The 22,197-nt window shown below is 60.0% G+C and carries 18 protein-coding genes; 9 read left to right on the forward strand and 9 right to left on the reverse strand.

The genetic code is table 11. From position 1 onward, the window contains the following. Window positions 1-7 precede the first annotated feature (7 nt). The 5 genes from ROTMU0001_RS05675 to ROTMU0001_RS05695 all read left to right on the forward strand — a co-directional run bounded on the left by ROTMU0001_RS05675 (window position 8) and on the right by ROTMU0001_RS05695 (window position 5,604). On the forward strand, window positions 8-1,348 hold the full coding sequence (locus ROTMU0001_RS05675; RefSeq protein WP_005508604.1) for a hemolysin family protein: 1,341 nt from the start codon (window positions 8-10) through the stop codon (window positions 1,346-1,348). Then, complete coding sequence (locus tag ROTMU0001_RS05680) at window positions 1,345-2,427, forward strand: hemolysin family protein (protein ID WP_005508605.1); 1,083 nt, start codon at window positions 1,345-1,347, stop codon at window positions 2,425-2,427. Before ROTMU0001_RS05675 ends, ROTMU0001_RS05680 begins: the two co-directional genes overlap by 4 nt. A 352-nt stretch (window positions 2,428-2,779) precedes the next feature. Beyond that, window positions 2,780-3,787: a metal ABC transporter solute-binding protein, Zn/Mn family gene (locus tag ROTMU0001_RS05685; protein ID WP_005508606.1), complete on the forward strand. Its 1,008-nt coding sequence runs from the start codon at window positions 2,780-2,782 to the stop codon at window positions 3,785-3,787. Beyond that, window positions 3,788-4,687, forward strand: coding sequence for a metal ABC transporter ATP-binding protein (locus ROTMU0001_RS05690; RefSeq protein WP_005508610.1), 900 nt, complete (start codon window positions 3,788-3,790; stop codon window positions 4,685-4,687). It begins immediately after the preceding gene. After that, complete coding sequence (locus ROTMU0001_RS05695) at window positions 4,684-5,604, forward strand: metal ABC transporter permease (RefSeq protein WP_005508611.1); 921 nt, start codon at window positions 4,684-4,686, stop codon at window positions 5,602-5,604. The genes ROTMU0001_RS05690 and ROTMU0001_RS05695 overlap by 4 nt, the downstream gene beginning before the upstream one ends. A 264-nt stretch (window positions 5,605-5,868) precedes the next feature. Here ROTMU0001_RS05695 and ROTMU0001_RS05700 read toward each other — a convergent pair whose 3' ends face one another. Then, complete coding sequence (locus ROTMU0001_RS05700; RefSeq protein ID WP_005505454.1) at window positions 5,869-6,333, reverse strand: Fur family transcriptional regulator; 465 nt, start codon at window positions 6,331-6,333, stop codon at window positions 5,869-5,871. 157 nt (window positions 6,334-6,490) lie between these two features. Here ROTMU0001_RS05700 and ROTMU0001_RS05705 point away from each other — a divergent pair, with 157 nt between their 5' ends. Together ROTMU0001_RS05705 and ROTMU0001_RS05710 are read left to right on the forward strand one after the other, a co-directional pair. Beyond that, window positions 6,491-7,168 (forward strand): MBL fold metallo-hydrolase, encoded by a 678-nt coding sequence (locus tag ROTMU0001_RS05705; RefSeq protein WP_005508612.1) that lies wholly within the window; start codon window positions 6,491-6,493, stop codon window positions 7,166-7,168. A gap of 53 nt (window positions 7,169-7,221) precedes the next feature. Beyond that, a complete protein-coding gene (locus tag ROTMU0001_RS05710) occupies window positions 7,222-7,650 on the forward strand; it encodes an HIT family protein (RefSeq protein WP_005508613.1) in 429 nt (142 codons plus the stop codon). Window positions 7,651-7,757: 107 nt separating this feature from the next. Here ROTMU0001_RS05710 and budA read toward each other — a convergent pair whose 3' ends face one another. The 5 genes from budA to lipB all read right to left on the reverse strand — a co-directional run bounded on the left by budA (window position 7,758) and on the right by lipB (window position 13,725). Further along, window positions 7,758-8,507, reverse strand: a complete 750-nt coding sequence (budA, locus tag ROTMU0001_RS05715; protein WP_005508614.1) for an acetolactate decarboxylase — start codon at window positions 8,505-8,507, stop codon at window positions 7,758-7,760. A 566-nt stretch (window positions 8,508-9,073) separates the two neighbouring features. Then, complete coding sequence (glnA, locus tag ROTMU0001_RS05720; protein ID WP_005508615.1) at window positions 9,074-10,498, reverse strand: type I glutamate--ammonia ligase; 1,425 nt, start codon at window positions 10,496-10,498, stop codon at window positions 9,074-9,076. 349 nt (window positions 10,499-10,847) lie between these two features. Further along, window positions 10,848-11,564 (reverse strand): DUF4191 domain-containing protein, encoded by a 717-nt coding sequence (locus ROTMU0001_RS05725; protein WP_005505470.1) that lies wholly within the window; start codon window positions 11,562-11,564, stop codon window positions 10,848-10,850. A 209-nt stretch (window positions 11,565-11,773) separates the two neighbouring features. Continuing rightward, a complete protein-coding gene (lipA, locus tag ROTMU0001_RS05730; RefSeq protein WP_005505472.1) occupies window positions 11,774-12,781 on the reverse strand; it encodes a lipoyl synthase in 1,008 nt (335 codons plus the stop codon). 164 nt (window positions 12,782-12,945) lie between these two features. Beyond that, window positions 12,946-13,725, reverse strand: coding sequence for a lipoyl(octanoyl) transferase LipB (lipB, locus tag ROTMU0001_RS05735; RefSeq protein WP_281015329.1), 780 nt, complete (start codon window positions 13,723-13,725; stop codon window positions 12,946-12,948). Window positions 13,726-13,830: 105 nt separating this feature from the next. On the opposite strand from lipB, the gene ROTMU0001_RS05740 reads away from it, so the two are divergent. Beyond that, entirely contained in the window at window positions 13,831-15,453 is a 1,623-nt protein-coding gene (locus tag ROTMU0001_RS05740) for a hypothetical protein (protein ID WP_005508617.1), read from the forward strand. 192 nt (window positions 15,454-15,645) lie between these two features. Here the strand turns inward: ROTMU0001_RS05740 and sucB are convergent, their stop codons facing one another. The 3 genes from sucB to ROTMU0001_RS05755 all read right to left on the reverse strand — a co-directional run bounded on the left by sucB (window position 15,646) and on the right by ROTMU0001_RS05755 (window position 20,801). Next, window positions 15,646-17,286, reverse strand: a complete 1,641-nt coding sequence (sucB, locus tag ROTMU0001_RS05745) for a 2-oxoglutarate dehydrogenase, E2 component, dihydrolipoamide succinyltransferase (protein ID WP_005508623.1) — start codon at window positions 17,284-17,286, stop codon at window positions 15,646-15,648. Window positions 17,287-17,477: 191 nt separating this feature from the next. After that, on the reverse strand, window positions 17,478-18,863 hold the full coding sequence (gene lpdA, locus ROTMU0001_RS05750) for a dihydrolipoyl dehydrogenase (protein WP_044142607.1): 1,386 nt from the start codon (window positions 18,861-18,863) through the stop codon (window positions 17,478-17,480). 441 nt (window positions 18,864-19,304) lie between these two features. Then, the gene (locus tag ROTMU0001_RS05755; RefSeq protein ID WP_005508625.1) at window positions 19,305-20,801 is read right to left on the reverse strand and encodes a leucyl aminopeptidase; all 1,497 of its coding nucleotides are present in this window, start codon (window positions 20,799-20,801) and stop codon (window positions 19,305-19,307) included. Between the two features lie 433 nt (window positions 20,802-21,234). Here ROTMU0001_RS05755 and ROTMU0001_RS05760 point away from each other — a divergent pair, with 433 nt between their 5' ends. Next, window positions 21,235-22,140, forward strand: a complete 906-nt coding sequence (locus ROTMU0001_RS05760) for a PAC2 family protein (RefSeq protein WP_005508628.1) — start codon at window positions 21,235-21,237, stop codon at window positions 22,138-22,140. Window positions 22,141-22,197 lie beyond the last annotated feature (57 nt).

The raw sequence follows: 22,197 nt of genomic DNA on the forward strand, positions 1-22,197 counted from the left end.
TGGCTGAGTGGATCTGATCCTCCTGCTCATCGGCCTGCTGCTCATCCTGGGAACGGGCTTCTTCGTTGCTGTAGAGTTCTCACTCGTGGCGCTCGAAACCGCCACCGTGCAGCAGGCAAAGGACTCCGGCGATAAAGCAGCCGACGCCGTCCTGCGCTGCCTCAAGACGCTCTCTACTCAGCTCTCCAGCTGCCAGATCGGCATCACCATCACCACGCTGCTGACCGGTTACACCCTCGACGCTGCCATCAAGGCGCTCACCACCGGCGCCATCAGCAGCTTGGGTCTGCCCACCAGCGTGACCGACGTATTCACCCTGGTGCTGGCGATGCTCATCGCGACCCTGCTCTCCATGGTCGTCGGCGAGCTGCTGCCCAAGGGCCTCGCTATCGCCGAACCCTACGATGTGGCGCGTCGAGTCGCCCCCGCGCAGCTCGCCTTCACCCGCGTCATGTCCCCGCTCGTGCGCATCATGAACGGCTCCGCCAACTGGATCCTCGGACGCTTCGGCATGGAAGCCAAAGAAGAACTCTCCGCGGCACGCACCCCCGAAGAGCTCTCCTCCATGGTTCGTCGCTCCGCAGAAGAAGGCACCCTCGACTCCGACGCGGCACGCTTCGTGGACCGCACCCTGCGCTTCTCCGAGCTGACCGCCTCCGAAGTCATGACCCCGCGCGGCCAGGTCGCCATGCTCGAAGACACCGCACCCGTTGCCGAAGTCATCAAGCTGGCACGCTCCACCGGCCACTCCCGATTCCCCCTCTACAAGGGCGACCACGACAACATCGTGGGCGTCGTACACGTGAAGAAGGCAGTCGGTGTTCCCCCGGAGGTACGTGAAACCCTCGAAGCCGGAGCCCTCGCAGAAGACGTGCTGCAGGTCCCCGAAACCCTGCACCTGGATGCGCTGCTCACCCAGCTACGCCAGGGCGCCCTGCAGCTCGCCGTAGTCCTCGACGAATACGGCGGAACCGCCGGCATCACAACCCTCGAAGACCTCGTCGAAGAAATCGTCGGCGAAGTCTCCGACGAACACGACCGCGGCCGCACCGAACGCCCCCTACGCTACGGCAACGGCGACTGGGTGTTCTCCGGCCTGCGCCGCCCCGACGAAATCAACGTTCTCATCCCCGGACTCGAGGTTGAGGAAAGCTCCGAATACGAAACCGTCGGCGGCTTCATGATGGAACGGCTCGGACGCATCCCCGAAGTAGGCGACAGCGTCCCCGTAACCGGCGGTACCCTGCGCGTCGACACCCTCGAAGGCCGCCGCGTGGACCGCATCCGATTCACCCCCACGCCCGCCACTAGCGCACAGGAACAGACCGAGAAGGGAGGCAACGCATGAACGACTGGGTAGCTATCGCACTGCTCGTCATTCTGCTCGCCGGTAACGCCTTCTTCGTCGCCGGTGAATTCGCCATCATGTCCACCCGACGAGCACAAATCGACCCGCTCGCCGAAGAAGGCAACAAGCGAGCGCAGACCGTTATCTACGCGCTAGAGAACGTCTCGCTCATGCTCGCCACCTGCCAGCTGGGCATCACCATCTGCTCCCTGCTGATTCTGAACGTCTCAGAACCGGCGCTGCACCACATGCTGGAGGTGCCCCTGCACCTGGTCGGCCTGCCCCACGCAATCGTGGACGTAATCGCCTTCGGCATCACCCTAATCCTGGTCACCTACCTGCACGTGATCTTCGGCGAGATGGTTCCCAAGAACGCCGCCGTGACCCTCGCCGCCCGCGGTGTGGCCCTCTGGATTGTGCCGACCCTGGTGACCTTCTCCAAGATTTTCGCCCCCGTGGTCGCCCTGCTGAACAACCTGTCCAATAAGCTGCTGGCGCTCATGAAGGTCGACGCGAAGGATGAGGTCGCCTCCACCTTCACCCTGGGCGAGCTGCAGACCATCGTGGCAACCTCAACCGCGGAAGGCACCGTGGAAGACGACGCTGGCGTGATTGAAAGCGCCCTCGAATTCACCGAGAAGGACGTCTACGAAATCATGGTGCCCGGCGATAAGCTCGTCACCCTGCCCTTCGGCAGCACCCCCGCCGAACTGGAACGTGCCGTGGCACGCAGCGGCTACTCCCGCTTCGTCATTACCGACAGCGACGGAACCTACATGGGCTACCTGCACGTGAAGGACGCCCTCGCCATCGCCCCCGAGCGGTTCGACGAGCCCTTCCCCTGGTACAAGCTACGTTCCCTGGACACGCTCACCCCGACCACCGATATTGACGATGCGCTCGCCTCCATGCAGCGCAGCCGAACCCATATCGCGCAGGTTATGGATGAACAGGGCGTAACCCTCGGCGTGGTCTTCCTCGAAGACGTGCTGGAGGAGCTCGTCGGCGAAATCAACGACACCACCCAGGATGCGGTGCGTGAGCGTGTACGCCGCCAGCAGGCGCGCGAAGCCCAGTAATAAGCCCAGTAGCCGCATCGTGAGATACCCCGAATAAAACAGGGAAATCTTGAACACACAGCCCGCCCCGCACTCTCGTGAAGGAGAGCGCGGGGCGGGCTGTTTTGCGGTCAGAAACGGCTTATGGGTGTACCCAAGGGGCACTCTCAGACGGCGGGATGAAGCGGCAGTATAAAGTAGCGGTGGGGGAGCGCAGTAGGCTGAGCTAACTATCCCTGTTGCATAAGCTACTGACAGGGAAAAGGGTTGCCTAACAGCACCCAAATGACACCAATAAAGAGTTGTTTATACGGGTGTGCGCATGATGTAGTTAAGGAACCTACAGACTAGAACGAACCGAAAGAGAGCCCTCATGTCGCACCCGAAGATTACCCGCAAGCACTTCCTCACCGCAATGGGCTCACTCGCAGCGTCCTCCCTGCTGCTGGCAGGCTGCGCAACCGAGAACAAGACCTCCTCCGGTTCGTCCTCCTCGGCTGGCTCCAACAACGGCAAGGTGAAGGTCGTCGCCTCCACCGACGTCTACGCAGACATCGCCAAGCAGGTCGGCGGCGACTACATTGAGGTCACCGCACTCATCGCCTCCACCAGCACCGACCCCCACTCCTACGAAGCCACCAGCGCCGACCGCCTCAAGGCAAAGGACGCATCCCTGATCGTCATCAACGGCGCAGGCTACGACCTGTTCCTCGAAGACCTCGCAGGTAAGGACAACGCCTCCCAGAAGATCGTGAACGCGGTCAAGGTCAGCGGCAAGCTCACCGACGCCGAATACACCCACCTGGTCGAGGACCACCGCGGCGGCGAACACCACGAAGACGGCGGCGACCACGCCCACGCACACGAGTTCAATGAGCACCTCTGGTACGACTTCGAAACCATGAAGAAGGTCGCCCAGAAGATCGCTGAAGAGCTCGCAGGCCTCGACTCCGCACACGCTGAGACGTTCCGCACCAACGCATCCACCTTCTCCAAGGAACTGGACGCACTGGACACCACCGCCAAGGCAATCGCCGGTGAAGGCAAGAAGTACCTGTCCACCGAGCCCGTGCCGGACTACCTGATTTCCTCCACCGGCGCAGAGAACGCAACCCCCAGCGAATTCGCTGAGGCAGCCGAAGCCGGCAACGACGTCCCCGCACTCGTCCTGAAGGAAACCAAGGACATGATCACCGAGAAGAAGGTCCAGCTGCTCGCCTACAACGAGCAGACCTCCACCTCCCAGACCAACGAGGTGCTGCAGGCAGCTAAGGACGCCTCGGTGAACTACGTATCCTTCACCGAAACCCTGCCGGAAAACACCAACTACCTGGCATGGATGAAGACCAACGTCAGCAACCTCGAAAAGGCGCTCTCCTAAGTGACTGACAACAATAACGGTGCCGCCCCCGCGATTTCCATTCGCGGGGGTAGCCTCGCTTTCGGGGCCCGCACCCTCTGGAAAGATTTAACCCTCGACATCGGCGCAGGCGAATACTTTGCCGTGCTCGGCCCCAACGGCTCCGGCAAGTCCACCTTCCTCAAAGTCGTTCTCGGCCTGACCGGACTCAACGCTGGCGAAATCTCCGTGCTTGGCAAACCCGCACGCCTGGGCAACGCCGGCGTCGGCTACGTACCGCAGCAGAAGTCCATTCCCACCTCCACCCCGATGCGTGCCCGCGACCTCGTGGGACTTGGCGTGGACGGGCACCGCTGGGGCATCCGCCTGCACGGCCGCAAATACCGCGCCAAGGTTGACGAACTCCTCGAAGCCGTCGGCGCGACCGAATACGCGAACGTGCCGGTGGGTCTGCTCTCCGGCGGTGAGCAGCAGCGTCTGCGTATCGCCCAGGCGCTCGCGAACGACCCGAAGATTCTGCTGGCTGACGAGGCGCTACTCTCCCTGGACCTCAACCACCAGTACGCGGTGGCTGAGCTGATTCACCGGTTCAACCGTGAACGCGGCGTGGCGGTGGTGTTCGTGACCCACGAAATCAACCCCATCATTGAGCATGTGGATCGCGTGCTCTACCTGGCAAACGGTCGTTTCACGGTCGGGTCGGTGGAAGAGGTCATGACCAGCGAGACTCTCACCTCCCTATACGGAACCCCGGTGAGCGTGCTCAAATCTAATGGCCGTTACGTGGTGGTGGGTGAGACTCACGCCAGCGACCACTGCCATATTGAGGGCACCGACCAGAACATTCACGGTTCCCACCTGAAGTCTGGTCTCTCCGAACCGCAGCGCACCCTACACCTTCCGGGAGGAACCACTCGATGACCATTCTTGCTTCCCTCCCCGCTCTGGCTCCGGTTGCCGCCGCGCAGAATGATTTGCTCTCCCGTATCTTCGTTTTTGACCGCTACGGCGAGCTGTTGCAGATGCTGCAGAACTCCATTTTTGCTGGCGCTGTGCTGGGCCTTATCGGTGGTTTCGTCGGTATTTTTGTGATGATGCGCGACCACGCCTTTGCGGTGCACGGCGTCTCTGAAATGTCTTTCGCGGGTGCCGCCCTTGCCCTGTTGCTCGGCTATGACGTGGTGACCGGCTCCATGGTCGGTTCGATTGCCTCGGCTCTGCTGATTGCCTTTCTGGGCTCTAAGGCGAGTAACTCGAACTCAGTCATTGGTGCGCTCATGCCGTTTGGCCTGGGCTTGGGTATTCTCTTCCTCTCCCTGTACCAGGGCCGTAGCGCGAATAAGTTCGGTCTGCTGACCGGTCAGATCGTGTCCGTGGATGCCGACCAGCTGCACACCATGATTATTGGTGCGGTGGTTATTATTTCCCTGCTGGTGATGGTGTGGCGTCCGCTGAGCTTCGCTTCCCTAGACCCGGAGGTCGCACGCGCTAAGGGCGTGCCGATGCGCTTCCTGTCCCTGGTGTTCATGGTGATTCTGGGTATTGCTGTGGCGCTGTCAGTGCAGGTGGTCGGTTCGCTACTGGTGCTGGCGCTGCTGATTACTCCGGCGGCTGCGGCGATGCAGGTGACTGCCTCTCCGGTGCGCACCCTGATCCTGTCGGTGCTGTTCGCGGAGGCGTCCATTGTGGGCGGTATTCTGCTGGCTCTTGCCGGTTCGCTGCCGATTAGCCCCTACGTGACCAGCATTTCCTTCCTGATTTACGTGGTGTGCCGTGTGATTGGTGGCGTGAAGCGCCGCCATAGCGCGTCGGGCCGCCAGCTGGTTGAGAAGGCGTAGGACCTATAGAAAGAGCTCCACCTCGGGAATGAGGTGGGGCTCTTTCGTTGTCGTGCTGTGTTAGCGCTACGGGTCATGTACCCGGTACGCAATGCGGGCTCAACCTGCGTGGCGTTGTGTTGCCTTGTCCAGATGCCCTGTGTGTCGTGCTGTAGTGGCGCCGAAGATCTATAAAGACGCCCTCTCGTTGTTCCTCCAGAGAAGGATTTTCTCCGGTGAAGGAAAGCCCCTCAGAAGGTGAGGGGTGCGGCTTAGCCTGCACCGTTAGCGTGCAGCGCCGCCCTGCGATTCTTCCTCGCGACGTGCCAAAGTGCAGTCCGGGCAGTAACCGGTCACTTCAACCACGTGCTCCAGCTCCGAGAAGCCGTGCTGCTTACCCATCGCCAGTGCCCAGTCCTCAAGGGCGGGTGCTTCCAGCTCAATGGCGGTGCCGCATCGGCGGCAGAGCAGGTGGTGGTGGTGATCTTTCACCCGGCAGTGGCGGTACAGGGTCTCACCCTCAACGCCCTTGACCGAGTCGAGCTCACCGGCGTTAGCCAGCGACTGCAGCACACGGTAGGTGGTTGCGAGAGAGACCTGTTCCTTGCGGTTCGCGAGGGTCAGGTGCAGATCCTGTGCTGAGATGAAATCGCCGAGCTCTTCCATGGTCGCCTTGATGATGCGACGCTGGCGGGTATTTCGGGCTTCGGCGGGCTTCGTAATTCTCCGTACGGGAATATGAGTGTCCATTGCTGAACCTTTCGGGGCGGAAATCCGCCCCATTGTGTGGTCGATCTTGTCTTACGACTTTACACTAGAGGCGTTCAAAAGGTGGTTGATTTGCGCTTTATCTCAAAAATTGAAGTCATCAACAGGCACGAATGAGGGTTAACGGTAGACTAAAACTATGAAAATGACGAAGTACACCCACTCATGTATCCGCCTTGAGAATGAGGGGCGCACCCTCGTTCTTGACCCCGGCAATTTTGCCGCAGAAGGCGAACACGCCACCGCGCTGGAAGGCGCCGATTACCTGTTCGTGACCCACGCGCATCCGGACCATTTTGATGGCCCGTCGGTGTTGCCGCTGATTGCTGAGCGTGCCGAGTCGCAGACCCCGTTGAAGATTTGGGCTCCCGAGGCTGTCACCCAGGTCATCAAGGAGGCTGTGCCCGCTGCCGAGGTTACCGTTGTTTCCTCTGATTCTGAGTTCAGCATCCCCGGTTTTGAGGTGAAGACCTACGGCGGTCAGCACGCCCTGATTCACCCGCTGATTCAGACCATCGCCAATGTCGGTTACCTGATTAACGGTGCCGTGTACCACCCGGGTGACTCGTTGGTGGTTCCTCACCGCGTGCGTGCGAATACCGTTCTGGTGCCGATTCACGCCCCCTGGTCGAAGGTTCAGGAAGTCATTGATTTTGTGATTGCGACCGGCGCTCAGCGTGTGGTTCCGATTCACAATGGCATGATTAACCAGAACGGCACCGGCATTATTGAGGGACTGGTGACGAACTTCGGCGCGAAGTACGGCACTGAGCTGAAGCATCTGAACCCCGGTGAGAGCATTGAGGTTGAGGCGTAAGCCTGACCGTTGAGCTTCAAACGCGCCGATGACGGCGCATAAAGGAGAGTATTGTGAGCACGATTTTTACCAAGATTATCGAGGGCGAGATTCCCGGCCGCTTCGTCTGGAAGGACGAGCACTGCGTCGCCTTCCTGGACATCATGCCTCTGTCGGAAGGTCACCTGCTGCTCGTTCCCCGCGCGGAGATTGACCGTTGGCCCGACCTGCCGGCTGAGCTGGCGGCGCACCTGTTCGCTGTGGCGCACAAGATTTCTGGTGCCCTGGATCAGGCGTTTGATAAGGACCGTGTGGCTCTGATGATTGCGGGCTTCGACGTTCCGCACACCCACATCCACCTGTTCCCGGCTGACGGCATGGCTGATTACGATCCCGCTAACGCGAAAAAGGACGCTACCGCCGAAGAGCTGGATGCGGCGGCTGAGAAGGTGCGTGTTGCCCTGCGCGAGCGCGGCCACGGCGAGTTCGTGCCGGAGGCGTAAGCGCCGTTTACAGCGCGTATAAAGACGAAGGAACCGCCCTCTACAGAACAGTAGAGGGCGGCTCCTTCGTTAAATATCCCGTTGCTATATCCCGGTATGGGAGAAGCTTAGTGCTTTTCAGCCTTGGAGATCTGGTCAGCCAGGTCCTCGGGGGAGAGGTTAGCGGAGGAGAACTCGGGGGTCAGCGGCAGGTGCAGCTGCAGGCCGGTACCGGGGCAAATTTCGACCTTTGCCGAACGCAACTTGAAGTCGACCACGTGGCCGCCCTGAACGTGCTCATCATCGATAAAGTGGGCGTGGCAGCCGGGCACCGAGATGCCCTGCTCGTAGATCGGGGTGCGGAAGCCAACAATCGTGCCGGTTACGTTATCGAACTGGACAATGTCCTCGTTCTCTGTGGCCGCAACCATCTTCGGGTAGGGCTTCTCCTGCTTGATGACGGTGCGGGTGCGGACCCATTCGAACTCGCCGTAAATCTTGATGGCGTACATGTAGTTCTTGGAGACGGTGAAGTCATCCAGAATCTGCGAGGCAGACTTACGGAGTAGGTTCTGCGGTAGTTCGCGCTTAATCATGGGCACGAAGTTGGTGACCACGGCGTAGGGGGTCTGCTGACGCAGGTCGGGCAGGGACACGGAGCCGTCGTGACGTACCTGGTAGCAGACGCCGTCGAGGACGACCATTTCGCCGTCGAGGCCGTTGAAGGTACCCACACCGAAGTTGCCGTGGCTCAGGAGCTCACCGATGGTCATCTCGCCATCGTAGATGCCGTCCAGCAGCTGGGACATGAGGCCGGTCTGAAAAACTTCGTTACGGAAAACAGTTTCACCGTTTAGGATGGTCGGCTGATATGCCATGAGATTTCTCCTCGTTACAGTGGATGCGGCGTCAGACGGGTCGGTCGGTCATCGGCGATACTCGCCCTAACTGATGCTAAAAAGGGGAAGGGCGGCGGGGAGAACACGGCGTTTTGGTGTCGTTTCTCGCGGAATTCGTAGGTGCCACCGGCCGGGCGCACGCACTTTCATTGTACGCCTGTGCGGGAAGAACCCCGGGACTAGCGGGTACAACATCTTATGATGTGGCCTCTAGAACGCTGAAAGCAGTCAACTGCACAAGGGCATAAAAATAGACTGGCATTCCCTCCGGTTGCACGACAAAAAGAGAGGGAACGCCAGCACCAACAGCTTAGCCCTTAGAGCCGCTCTAAGCGCAACTAAGACACCCGAGGCTCATCGAGGCAGAAAAATATTAGACACGAACCGTCACCAAAAATGGCCCGACGAGCCTGCAACCGGCAGACCCCCTGCAGAAACCCAGCAGAAAACACAACAACGGCCTATACGCTCCCAAAGGAACGTATAGGCCGTTGCCTGTTCTCCTGAACGCACCCCCTACAAGGGGCACCGTTCAGGAAGAAAGATTAGACGCCGTAGTACAGCTGGTACTCAAGCGGGTGCGGAACCAGCGAGAGCGGCTCCAGCTCGTTCTTACGCTTGTAGTCAATCCACGCCTGAATCAGGTCCTCGGTGAAGACGCCGCCCTCGAGCAGGAAGTCGTGGTCAGCCTCCAGAGCAGCCAGAGCCTCCTCGAGGTTAGCCGGAGCCTTCTTGATGTCCTTAGCCTCTTCAGCGGGCAGCTCGTACAGGTCCTTGTCGATCGGCGCCGGCGGCTCGATGCGGTTGCGGATACCGTCCAGACCAGCCATCAGCTGAGCAGCAAACGCGAAGTAGGGGTTAGCGGAGGGGTCCGGTGCACGGAACTCCAGACGCTTAGCCTTCGGGTTGGTGCCGGTAATCGGGATGCGGATACCAGCGGAACGGTTACCCTGCGAGTACACCATGTTGATGGGAGCCTCGTAGCCGGGAACCAGACGCTTGTAAGAGTTCACGGTCGGGTTGGTGAACGCCAGAACAGCGGAGGAGTGCTCAATCAGACCGCCAATGTACCAGCGTGCGGTGTCAGAGAGGTTAGCGTAGCCGCGCTCATCGTAGAAGAGGGGCTCGCCGTCCTGCCACAGCGACTGGTGGCAGTGCATACCGGAGCCGTTGTCACCGAACACGGGCTTGGGCATGAAGGTCACGGACTTGCCCCATGCGTCTGCGGTGCCCTTGATGACGTACTTGAACTTCAGCAGGTCGTCAGCAGCCTTGGTGAGGGTGTCGAACTTGTAGTTGATTTCTGCCTGGCCAGCTGCGCCCACCTCGTGGTGGCTACGCTCAACCTCAAGGCCAACCTCGTCCATTGCTACGCACATTGCGTCACGCAGGTCAGCTTGCTTGTCGACGGGGGAGACGGGGAAGTAGCCGCCCTTGACGGGGGTCTTGTTGCCCAGGTTGCCGCCCTCTTCCTTGCGGCCGGTGTTCCAGGGAGCCTCATCGGAGTCGATCTTGTAGAACACGGAGTTCGGCTCGACCTGGTAGCGGACGTCCTCGAAGACGAAGAATTCAGCCTCGGATGCGAAGAATGCGGTGTCTGCAATGCCGGTGGACTGCAGGTACGCCTCGGCGCGCTCAGCGACGCCGCGGGGGTCACGGTGGTAGGGCTCGCCGGTGCGGGGGTTCACGATGGAACAGATGATGACCAGGGTCTTCTCAATGCGGAAGGGGTCAACGTACGCGGACTGAACGTCGGGGATCAGCTGCATGTCGGACTCTGCAATGCCCTGGAAGCCGCGAATGGAGGAGCCATCAAAAAGCTGGCCGTTGACGAAGAAATCGTCATCAATCGCCTTGGCGGGCAGGTTGAAGTGCTGCTGCACGCCGGGCATGTCGGTGAATCGGATATCAACGAAGACTACTTCTTCGTTCTTGATAAAGTCGAGAACTTCCTGGGGGCTGGTAAACATGAGGACTGCTCCTTGTTCGACTGACGGTGCAGGAGGGTATCTTCCCTCATCACATTCAGTCTTTGGTTTAGTTTTTGGCCGCGGGCAAAACCCTGTGACATATCAAGCATAGTGGTTATTTTTTGCGCGTGCGTGACTATCGTGTTTCGGTAATGTTACAAATCCTGGAAAGGAGTTACATCTTGGTTGCCTTACGACACACAGTACAGATGCTAACGCCCTCAGTAGAGCCAGTAGCAAAGCCAATATCAATGCCAGCAGCAGCGCAATAACCGGGCGTAACAAAAGGCCCCGGCCCTCCCCACACGGGAAGAGCCGGAGCCTTCAAAACCTTATATCGGCGTCTCGCTTAGCGGCCGCGCATCGCACGACGGTCCGGGCGAGCACGCATCGGGTCAACACCCTTCGGCAGACCATTCATCGGGTTACGCATCGTGTTCAGGGTGCTCAGACGACCCGAAACAACCTGCATCTCCTGCTGAGTCAGAGCCTTCGGAAGCTTATTCATGGTCTTCACAACGTCCTTGAGCTCAACCTGACCCTCATCGTGACCGGTCTCAATCACGTGAACCGGAACGCCCGGAGCCACACGAGCCAGGTGCTTCTTCTCAGTGTTCACCAGCGAGTTCACGCGGCTGTGAGGGCCCTCGGTCACCAGCACAATACCGGGACGGCCCAGCGCACGGAACACCAGATCCTGGTTGCGGTTCGCAGCAACAGGCTGCTCCTCAACAATCCAACCGCGGCGCACCGAGTTCATCGCCGCACCACTACGACCGGGCTGGTTCTCAATCTGAGCAAAAGCCGCAGTCTGCGCGCGGCGACCCAGCAGAAGCATCGCCACAATAGCGGCAACGCCCAGACCCAGAATCAGGAAAGTAATCCAGTTACCCAGGGCAATACCGATGAGGAGGAAAACCAAAAGGGTACCCAGAGCCGACAGACTCAGAATCCAACCGATATTCGGGTCGGACTTCTTGGTCATCTGGTAGACCTGCTTCATCTGGGCGAAAGTGCCCGGAGTGCGTTCCTTCTTCTTTTTCTTCTCTTCGCGCTTATCTGCCACGATTCTTCCTCGGCTGGTTCTTCCGCGGCCCCGAGAAGCGCCTCAAACGCTCACGGAACCATAGTGACGTAACGATGCAGTATATGCCTGCAATTTTTCTAGTTTACCCTACCCGCACAAGGGGCGGGGCATAAGGGGAGGCTCCCCGAACACCGGACGAACACCGGGTTCGAGGAGCCTCAACGCTCTCAGAAAGATTCTGAAAAGGCTTAGTAGCCCGCAGCCACCAGGGAGGAGGCTTCCTGCAGAGCTGCACCCTCACCCTCAATGTGGGCAAGGTTCTCAGGGATCGGGTAGCCGTTCTTACGCATTGCACGAGCCCACAGGCGACCTGCACGGTAGGACGAGCGAACCATCGGGCCCGCCATAACGCCAGCGAAACCAATCTCCTCAGCCATGTTCGCAAAATCCACGAACTGCTGCGGCTTCACCCAACGCTCAATCGGGTGGAAGAGCGGGCCGGGGCGCAGGTACTGGGTGAGGGTAATAATGTCACAACCAGCATCGTGCAGATCGCACAGCGCCTCGTAAATCTCGTCATCGGTCTCGCCCATACCCAGAATCAGGTTGGACTTGGTGACCATGCCGCCTTCCTTAGCCTGGGTAATAACATCCAGGGAACGCTCGTAACGGAACGCCGGGCGAATCTGACGGAAGATACGGGGGACGGTCTCCAGGTTGTGCGCGAACACCTCAGGCTTAGCGTCAATCACCTTCTGAACATGCTCGGGAACACCCTTGAAGTCGGGGACGAGCATCTCAACGCCGGTGTTCGGGCACATCTTGTGAATCTGGCGGGTGGTCTCTGCATACAGCCACGCACCGCCGTCTTCCAGATCGTCACGAGCAACACCGGTCACGGTTGCGTAACGCAGACCCATGACCTTCACGTTCTTAGCAACCTTGAACGGCTCAGCGTAGTCAACAGCAACAGGCTTGCCGGTCGCAATATTGCAGAAGTCGCAACGGCGGGTGCACTCGGAACCACCAATCAGGTAGGTTGCTTCACGGTCTTCCCAGCACTCGTAAATATTGGGGCAGCCAGCCTCTTCACACACGGTGTGCAGGCCCTGACCGCGAGCCAGCTCGCGCATCTCGTTGTATTCGGGGCCAACAATAGCCTTGGTCTTAATCCAGTGAGGCTTCTTCTCAATGGGAACCTCAGCGTTGCGGGCCTCCACACGCAGTAGCTTGCGTCCTTCAGGTGCGGTGCTCAAAAGTCTTCTCCTTGGTCTAGATGTGCCCTCTGTGCAGGTGGGCCATCTTCTATTTTACGCCCGCTCAGGCGTAGGTGAAACTGATTTTCGTATATGACGAACAAAGCTGGGCGCGTTACGTGTACGGCCCGTTCGATGCTTCTTGACTGCGTCTAACCCTGCGTTTAGTGCTGCGCCGCAATGGGATCGAAGGACTCCGCCAGGCGGTCCTGATACTTCAGAAGCTCCGCCTCCAGCGGCTCCAAAATATCGGCGGGGGTGACGGTGCGGCCCAGCTGCTCCGAAATAGTGGTAACACCCGCATCGCTAATGCCGCAGGGAATGAACTGCTGGAAAGGCGCGGTGTCGTTGCAACAGTTAATCGCGAAGCCGTGCATGGTGGTGTTACGCGAAACGCGCATGCCCAGTGCCGCGATCTTCTTGTCCTGGGTGACGCCGTCGCCCAGAATCCACACGCCGCTACGGCCCTCAACGCGCTCACCCTTAATGCCCAGACCAGCCAGGACGTTAATGATGATTTCCTCGATGATGCGCACATACGCCACCACGTCAATAGGCTCGGGCAGGCGCAGAATCGGGTAGCCGGTCAGCTGGCCGGGACCGTGCCAGGTCAGCTTGCCGCCGCGGTCAATCTTGACGACGGGGGTGGACTTGTCTGCGGGGTACTCGTGGTCTTCCGTGCGTTTACCGGCGGTAATCACTGCCTCGTGCTCAAGCAGAAGAATCGTATTCTGGCGGGTGCGGTTAGCCACCTCATCGTGGATGCGGTACTGCTCGTCCAGGCACTCAACATAGTTCACATAGTTCGGGGCGAAGCCCACACGTTCAATCGTCACAGACATACTTTCTACCTTAGTACTGCTAGTGGAGGGAAGAAAATTAGGGCGCCCTGAATCACGTGATGAGCGAACACGTCGGAATATTACGGGCGGATGTGGTGGCATGCCGGGATGAATATTCCGGGTGTTGATTTTAGGATTGCATGGTTTATTTATGGTGTTTTATTAAGTCTAAAAATATTATTTAGTGTTATTTGATAACATAATGGTATGAGAAGCAAAGAAGCACACGTTCTGGAAAGCATCGCCAACCCGGCTCTACCCACCCTGCAGATTGTCGAGTACCGGGGTGAAACCACTGAGGGCGCACCCGCCGCACGTTCCGTAACCTCCGCGCACCCCGGACGCTACACCCTGCGCACCATTTCTCAGCCTGCCCCGCCTGCTCCCTCCACCCCTGTAGCTCCCTCCACCCAGCTGGCTCCTGCCGCGCCCACTCTGCGCGCGGCAGCCAACGGGTACGGATTCGAGGAAAACACGGATACATCCGCTCAGCGGCACGCCCAGACCCCGCAGGTAGCCGCCGCCCTACGTAACGCGCCCGGACTCGCCAAGCTCCACGCCGTTACTAGCGAGAGCACCGATAGCGCCGATCAGCTGTGCCTCTGGTACGAGCCCCTCGACGCGGGTACCCTCGACAAGCTCCTGCGCGCTCGCACCCTGACACCCGCCGAGCTCATGACCCTGGCACGCACCCTGCACCGGGCGCTCGGCAGCCTCAAAAAGGTGGGGGAGGGGCGCGCCGAACTAAGCGCCGAATACATCGCTCTGAGCACCGCCGGAGTGCCCAAACTCCTGCTACCTGATGCCGTCTACCGTGAAGCGGCCCCTCAAGACGGAGAACAGCTCACCGCCGCTCGGGGCAACTACGCACGCTCCGCAGCGGCACTGCTCTGGCAAGCCGCCTGCGGGCACGCGCCGGAACCCTCCACCGCCCGCGTACCCCTCTCACTGCGGATGGGAACCACCGGTACTGCAGCCGAAGGGGCGCCCAGCAGCGAGTGGATTGAGCGCCTCGGCAGAGCCCTCGAATACCTGCTGGACGCACCCGCCCAGGAGGCGGCGCTCGCAGGGCTCAGCTCCGTGGTCGCCCTGGCGGAGGAGATGCCGCCTCGCCCGCTCAACGTCTACCTGAGCTGTTCAGAACGAGCCCGCGCCCTCATTCCCGCAGCTGTGGAGCCCGCGCCGGTACAGAAGCTCTCAAAGACGCAGAAGGCGCAACGCTACCTGGCGGAACGTTTGCCTCGCGTGAAGAAGCCGTCGAGCCCCGCAGAGACCGCGCCGCCCATCCTAAAGAACGCAGACGCGACGGGCGCATCCCGCCTGAGGGGGCTACGCGGCGCGTTCACCCGCCCCACCGCGCGACTGGGACTGGCTGCACGCCTGGGACTTGCCGCGCTCGCGCTGGGGGCTATTGCGCTACCTCTCGGGTTCACCCTCTACGGGCGGAACGCCCCGGCAACGGCACAGCCCGTATCCGCTCAATCCGTGAACGCAGCGGGGGAGCAGACGCCCGGCGGCACGGAAGAACAGAATCAGGCTGTGCAGGGCGATCAGATTCTACGTGCCCTGATTGACCAGCGAAACCAAGAACGCCGTGCCCGAGGCGGCGCAGAGCTCACCGTCGACACCGCCGAAGAACTCAGCCGTGATAGTGAGAACATCCGCGTTATGGCGGTAGTCTCCGCACCCGGCTACCGCGCCGATAAAACCGAGCAGGAAGCCCGTAAACTCAGCGAAGAAAACGGCGTCAGCCGCCAGAAAGTCATCTTCGACCTGCATCGAGGTGAGAAAGGCTGGGAGATCGCCCGCGCCGAACCCGTACCGGCATAGCTGACACCGAGTAACTAACACTGTGTAACTGACACCGTAGAAACGCGGACACAACAAAAGGCGGCGGCCCCACCCACCGAAGTGGATGGAACCGCCGCCTTTTTGCTCACTGTCCGGGAAAACCCGGAGAGCTACACTCGGTTACCCATCAGGGCACCGCCACAAGGAAACTTCCTTGAATCTATGCAGGTCTTAGAGGCCCAGCTCAGACTCGAAGTTTGCCTCCTCCAGGCGGGTCTTGAGGGTGTGCAGGAAGCGACCAGCGTCCGCACCGTCGACCACGCGGTGATCGTAGGTGAGGGACAGGTAGCACATGGAGCGGATAGCGATAACGTCGTTACCGTCAACGTCCTTAACAACCATGGGGCGCTTCACGATGGAACCGGTACCGAGGATTGCAACGTTCGGCTGGTTGATGATCGGGGTGTCGAACAGTGCACCGAAGGAACCAATGTTGGTGATGGTGAAGGTCGAACCCGACAGCTCCTCGGGGGAGATGTCGCCGGTACGTGCACGGCCACCCAGGTCGCCAATAGCCTTTGCCAGGCCAGCAATGCCCAGGTCAGAAGCGTTCTTGATGACGGGAACCAGCAGACCCTTGGGGGTGTCCACAGCAATAGCGATGTTCTCGGAGCCGTGGTAAGTGATCTGCTTGTAGTCTTCGGTCATGGAAGCGTTCAGAGCGGGGTGCTGCTGCAGAGCCTCAGCGGATGCCTGGACGAAGAAGGGCAGGAAGGTCAGCTTAGCGCCCTCACGAGCAGCGAAGCCGTCCTTAGCCTTTGCACGCAGCTGAACGATGCGGGTCACGTCAACCTCGGTGACCTGGGTCAGCTGGGTGGAGATGTCCAGGGACTCACGCATACGCTTTGCAATAACCTGGCGGATACGTGCGGTCTTCTCGACGGTGCCACGCTTGGGGGAAACCTCGAAGGTGTGCGGTGCCTTTGCGGAACCAGCAGCCGGAGCAGCAGCTGCAGCGGGAGCAGCAGCGGCGGGAGCAGCGGAACCCTTAGCAGCGATAGCAGCCTGAACATCCTGCTTGCGGATGCGGCCACCAACACCGGTGCCCTTGACGGTGGACAGGTCGATGCCGTTGTCCTTAGCGAGTTTACGGACCAGCGGGGTCACGTATGCTTCGCCCTCAGCAGCTGCCGGAGCGGCAGGTGCAGCGGGAGCTGCAGGAGCTGCAGGAGCCTCAGCAACCGGAGCCGGAGCTGCGGGAGCCTCAGCAACCGGAGCCGGAGCAGCGGGAGCAGCTGCAGCAGCAGCGTCGCCGATGATAGCCAGAACCTGGCCAACCTCTGCGTCCTCATCCTCGGGGATGCGGATCTCGAGCAGGGTACCTGCTACGGGGGAGGGAACCTCGGTGTCAACCTTGTCGGTGGAAACCTCAACCAGGGGCTCGTCAACCTCAACCTGCTCGCCAACTTCCTTCAGCCAGCGGGTAACGGTGCCCTCGGTGACGGACTCGCCCAGTGCGGGCAGTACGACCTCAATGCCTGCAGCAGCAGCTGCGGGAGCAGCAGGAGCCTCAGCAACCGGAGCGGGAGCTGCAGGAGCAGCAACTGCGGGAGCAGCCGGTGCAGCAGCGCCGGAACCGTCGCCAATGATAGCCAGAGCAGCGCCAACCTCGACGTCCTCGTCCTCGGGGACGAGAATCTGCTCAACAACGCCTGCTACGGGGGAGGGGACCTCGGTGTCAACCTTGTCGGTGGAAACCTCAACCAGGGGTGCGTCAACCTCAATGGTGTCGCCGACCTCAACGAGCCAGCGGGTAACGGTACCCTCGGTCACGGACTCGCCCAGTGCGGGCAGTACTACGGTGTGGGACATAATCTTTCCCGTTCTCCTTGTGAATGCTTGAACTAGAAAAATGTGAGCGGCGACCCGGATGCGCGCCGCATGCGTCGAAACATGTCGACGCGCATCCGGATAGGGGCGTTGTTCAGCGGATACGCCCGGCAACCGCTAACGACCAACGGTCGTCAATACTAAGCTGACGCGCTAACGCCAGTCAGCAAAATTTATGCGCTGTGCAGCGGGGTGCCGTTCAGGACCATTGCTGCCTCACCCAGGGACTCGTTCTGAGTCGGGTGTGCGTGGATGAACTTAGCGACGTCCTCGGGGAATGCTTCCCAAGCAACCCACATCTGAGCCTCACCAATCTGCTCACCCATGCGCTTACCAATAGCGTGAACACCAACGATGGGGCCGTCCTTCTGGCGGACAACCTTCACGATACCGGTAGCACCGAGGATAGCGGACTTACCGTTACCAGCCAGGTTGTACTCAGCGGTCTCAACGTTCTCAGCGCCGAACTTCTCCTTAGCCTTGGGCTCGGAGTAGCCAACGGAAGCGATCTCCGGGTCACAGAAGGTGACCTTGGGGATGTTCACGTCTTCAACGATGGAGGGGTTCAGGCCAGCGATTTCCTCAGCAACGAAGATACCCTGCTGGTAACCGCGGTGAGCCAGCTGAACGCCGGGGACGATGTCGCCAACAGCGTAGATGTTGCCAACGCCGGTGTGCAGGCGCTCGTTAGCCAGGACGAAGCCGCGATCCATGGGGATGCCCTGCTCCTCGTAGCCCATGTTTGCGGTGTTCGGGCCACGACCAACAGCGACCAGAACGATCTCTGCCTCGAAGACCTTGCCGTCAGCCAGGGTGACCTTAGCACCGTTAGCGTCCTGCTCAACCTTCTCGAAGAGGGTGCCGGTGTTGAACTTGATGCCGCGCTTCTTGAACGCACGCTCCAGAACCTTGATGATTGCCGGGTCCTCGTTGGGAACCAGGTTCGGCAGGCCCTCGATGATGGTGACGTCAACGCCCATAGCGTTCCACATGGATGCGAACTCGCAACCAATCACGCCGCCGCCGAGCACGATAGCGCTCTTGGGCAGGTAGTCCATCTCCAGTGCCTCAGTGGAGGTCAGAACGCGACCCTCAATGGGCAGACCGAAGGTCTTGGAGACCGAGCCGGATGCCAGGATAATGTTCTTACCCTTGTACTCAACACCACCGACGGTGATGGTGTCCTGAGCGGTCAGCTTACCCTCGCCGGGGATAACCTCTACGCCCTTCATCTTCAGCAGGCCTGCAAGACCCTTGAACTTACCGGAGACGATGTTGTCCTTGTAATCGCGAACCTTGCCCATTTCGATGGACTGCAGCACAGCGTTAACGCCAACCTTGGACGCCTCGCGTGCCTCTTCTGCCAGCTCAGCAGCGTGCAGGTACGCCTTGGTGGGGATACAGCCGGTGTGCAGGCAGGTGCCGCCGACCTTTTCCTTCTCGATCAGGCCGACGGTGAAGCCTAGCTGGCGTGCGCGAATAGCTGCAGAGTAGCCAGCGGAACCGCCGCCGAGGATGAGGATGTCGAATTCTTGAGCCACGATATTGCTCCCTTGCATAGTTGTTGGGGCTAAAGACCCCTGCAATGAGTTCTTTACCAATTTATTGGTAGGTTTCCCAGCATGCGCGAAAGGCCCGCGAGCTCGAAAAATCGCGCGCCCCTCCGCGTACGCAGAAAAACACTTAATACAACAATACCCCCGTTGACGGTCGTTTAAGTTCACTCAGGGCGGTTTTAGCCGATTAATCGCCCAAACACCGCAAATTTTTCACCACTCAAGAAAAGCGGCGCGTCATAGAACGGCCAGATGGCAGCCCCACCACAGCGGTCGCACTGAACCAGCCAAGAACGGAACCAGCCAAGAACAGACGCAGAGGAGGGCTCCCCGGTAGAAATACCGAGAAGCCCTCCTCAGATTAGCTCTATGCTGTGCGGCTCGCGCTAGTTAGGACGCGCCAGTTAGGATGCGCCAGCTAGGGTGCGTGCCCAGTGAAGCAGACTACTTAGCGTACGACTGGATGAAGTTCACCAGGGTAGCGGTACCGAAGCCGGTACCCTCCTTCGGGGTGAAGCCGTAGGGAGCCTCTTCGTTGAACGCAGGGCCCGCAATGTCCAGGTGAGCCCAGGGGATGCCCTCGCCCACGAACTCCTTCAGGAACAGACCTGCAGTCAGCGCGCCACCGTAGCGGGAACCAATGTTCTTAATATCAGCAACGGGGGACTCCAAGCTCTTACGCAGGTAGGACTCCAGCGGCATCGGCCAGTACGCCTCACCTGCGGCAGCACCGGCTGCAATCACGCGGTCACGAATCTCCTCGTCACCGAGCAGAGCCGCAGTGCGCAGACCCAGAGCAGCCATAGCGGCACCGGTCAGGGTAGCGATATCCAGGATGACGTCCGGGTTCGACTCAGAAGCCAGAGCGATACCATCAGCCATGACCAGGCGCCCCTCAGCGTCAGTGTTCAGAACCTCAACGGTACGGCCATCACGCATGGTGATGATGTCCTCCGGGCGCAGAGCATGGCCGCCGGGCATGTTCTCAGCCAGGCACAGGTAACCGGTCACAGCAACCGGCACATCCAGCTCAGCGGAAGCAACCACAGCGTTCAGCACGGAGGCGGCACCCGCCATATCGCACTTCATGGTCATCATCGAAGCGGCAGGCTTCAGCGAGTTACCACCGGTATCGAAGGTAATGCCCTTACCCACCAGAGCCACGTGAGCCTTCGGGTTTTCCGGAACATACTTCACAACGGCAAGAACCGGCTTGCGAGGCGAACCCTGACCAACACCGGAAATGCCGCCGAAGCCCTCCTCAGCCAGGCGATCGTGGTGGAACAGCTCAATCTCAATATTTGCGTAATCCTCAGCGACCTCAGCAGCGAACTCAGCGAAAGTCTCCGGGTACAGGTGCGACGGAGGCAGGTTCACCAGGCGGCGAGCATCCTTAGCGGTCTCACCCAGAACCAGGGCGTGAACCAGAGCCTCCTCAGCCTCTTCCTGGTCAATCGAGGAAACGATCAGGATCGAATCGATCTCTTCCTTGATCGAATCCTGAGTCTTGCCGCGCAGGCCCTCCTCAACGAAGTTACCCAGCACAGCGCCGTGAGCAAGAGCCTCAATTTCCTCAACCGAAGAAACACCGAAATCGAAAGCAATCTCCTCAGCAGAACCAACCAGCTGACGAGCCGCAGAACCAGCCGCGTAACGCAGAGCGTCCAGACGCTCCTGACCCTCAGCAGTATCAGAGCCCAGACCCGCCAGCGCCACAATACCGGCACCGGTGTCCTCAAGGCCGGGCAGACGCAGCAGCTGATCGGGGGCACCCGAGGCGCCCAGCGCCTCCAGCAGCTCGTTAATACCCTCAACAGAGTCCTCAGACAGGGAGCTCGGTGCCAGGTACGCACCGTCCGAACCCTTCAAAACGCCCAGAACCAGAACGTCAGCTTCGAGCGCTTCAAGGTCGGTGCTGTGAATAGACAGAGACAGAGACATCGTTACTCCTTTGCGTATGTCTTCTCAAAATAGTCGGTGCACATCCTCGCGCCCGAAAAACTCAACTGTAGGCCCTCGAAGAGTGAGGATGAATACCGCCGCGCAAAGCCGCGCGGACTACTGCTTCTACTCTACACGGATATGTAGGAGGGCGTGAGGTTCAGCTCTCACCCCGAACAGCTGGCAGAACAGAAAAATGCACAGGAAGCCGAGCTGCAGCGTCTTAAGAACGTCGACGAGAGATCAAACAAGTTCACCTACTGCGAGAAAAGCCCGCACACTGTCGAGACAGGGCAGTAGTGGCATAAAATGAAAGACTACGGAAAGCGTCAGATAACAGAAGACGCCCCTTCGCCCCAACACCTCGGGTACTGGCAGAAAACACTAAGCCCACCCGAACGCGGCGCGAACCAGACAGAAGTGAGGAGGCGTAATGCTCAACCCCGAAGATCTCTACTTAGCCAACACCAAAATATTGGACGACCCCAGGATGCACGGGCTAACCCTCGTCATCGCCCTCTCCAGCCCGCAAGACGCAGGTTCCACCGCAGGTCAGCTCGGGCAGGTGCTGCTCAGCGAGCTCAAAAACATTGAAATCGTCGAGTTCGACAGCGACCAGCTGCACGACTACCGTGCCCGCCGCCCCTTCATCCGCTACGAAAAAGACCACTTCGAAAAGCCGCAATACCCGCAGCTGAAGCTCTACGCCGTAGAAGACAGCCTCGACAAGCCGTTCCTGCTACTTACCGGTGCCGAACCGGACCTGCAGTGGCAGCGCTTCGAAAAGGCGGTGCTGACCATCGCCCAGCGGGTCAAGCCCTCCCTGGTTGTGCTGGTCTCCGCATTCCCCATGCCGGTGCCGCACACCCGCCCCTTCCCGATTACCGCTCACGGCTCCCGCAAGGACCTGATTCGTGGCATCTCCCCGTGGAAGCCCAGCGCAGACGTGCACGCGACCGTCACCAACCTGCTGGAAGTGCTCTTCACCGAAAACGGAATCGACACCGTCGGCTTCGGCGTGAACATTCCCCAGTACATTTCGGAGGCGGACCTGCCTCAGGGCACCCTCACCGCCCTCGAACACGTGGGCATGGCGGCGCACCTCTCCCTACCCACCGAGAACCTGCGCGAAGCCGCACGCCACGTGCACAGCCAGATCAACGACCAGGTCAAGCAGAACCCCGAAATCGGTCGCATGATCACGACCATGGAAGAGAACTACGACGAGAACTTCCGCACCTCCGACATCGCGGTTCCCCTCTCGCGACGCGACGCGCACAACGTGCCCAGCCGCGACGAGATTGGTGCGCTCTTCGAGCGGTTCCTCGACGAACAATAGGTGCGCGCAGTAGGGGATACCGCGGGGGAGTACGAGTCATAGGGGAGCGAAGGGTTA

This window comes from Rothia mucilaginosa ATCC 25296 (genome assembly GCF_000175615.1).
Taxonomy (GTDB): domain Bacteria; phylum Actinomycetota; class Actinomycetes; order Actinomycetales; family Micrococcaceae; genus Rothia; species Rothia mucilaginosa.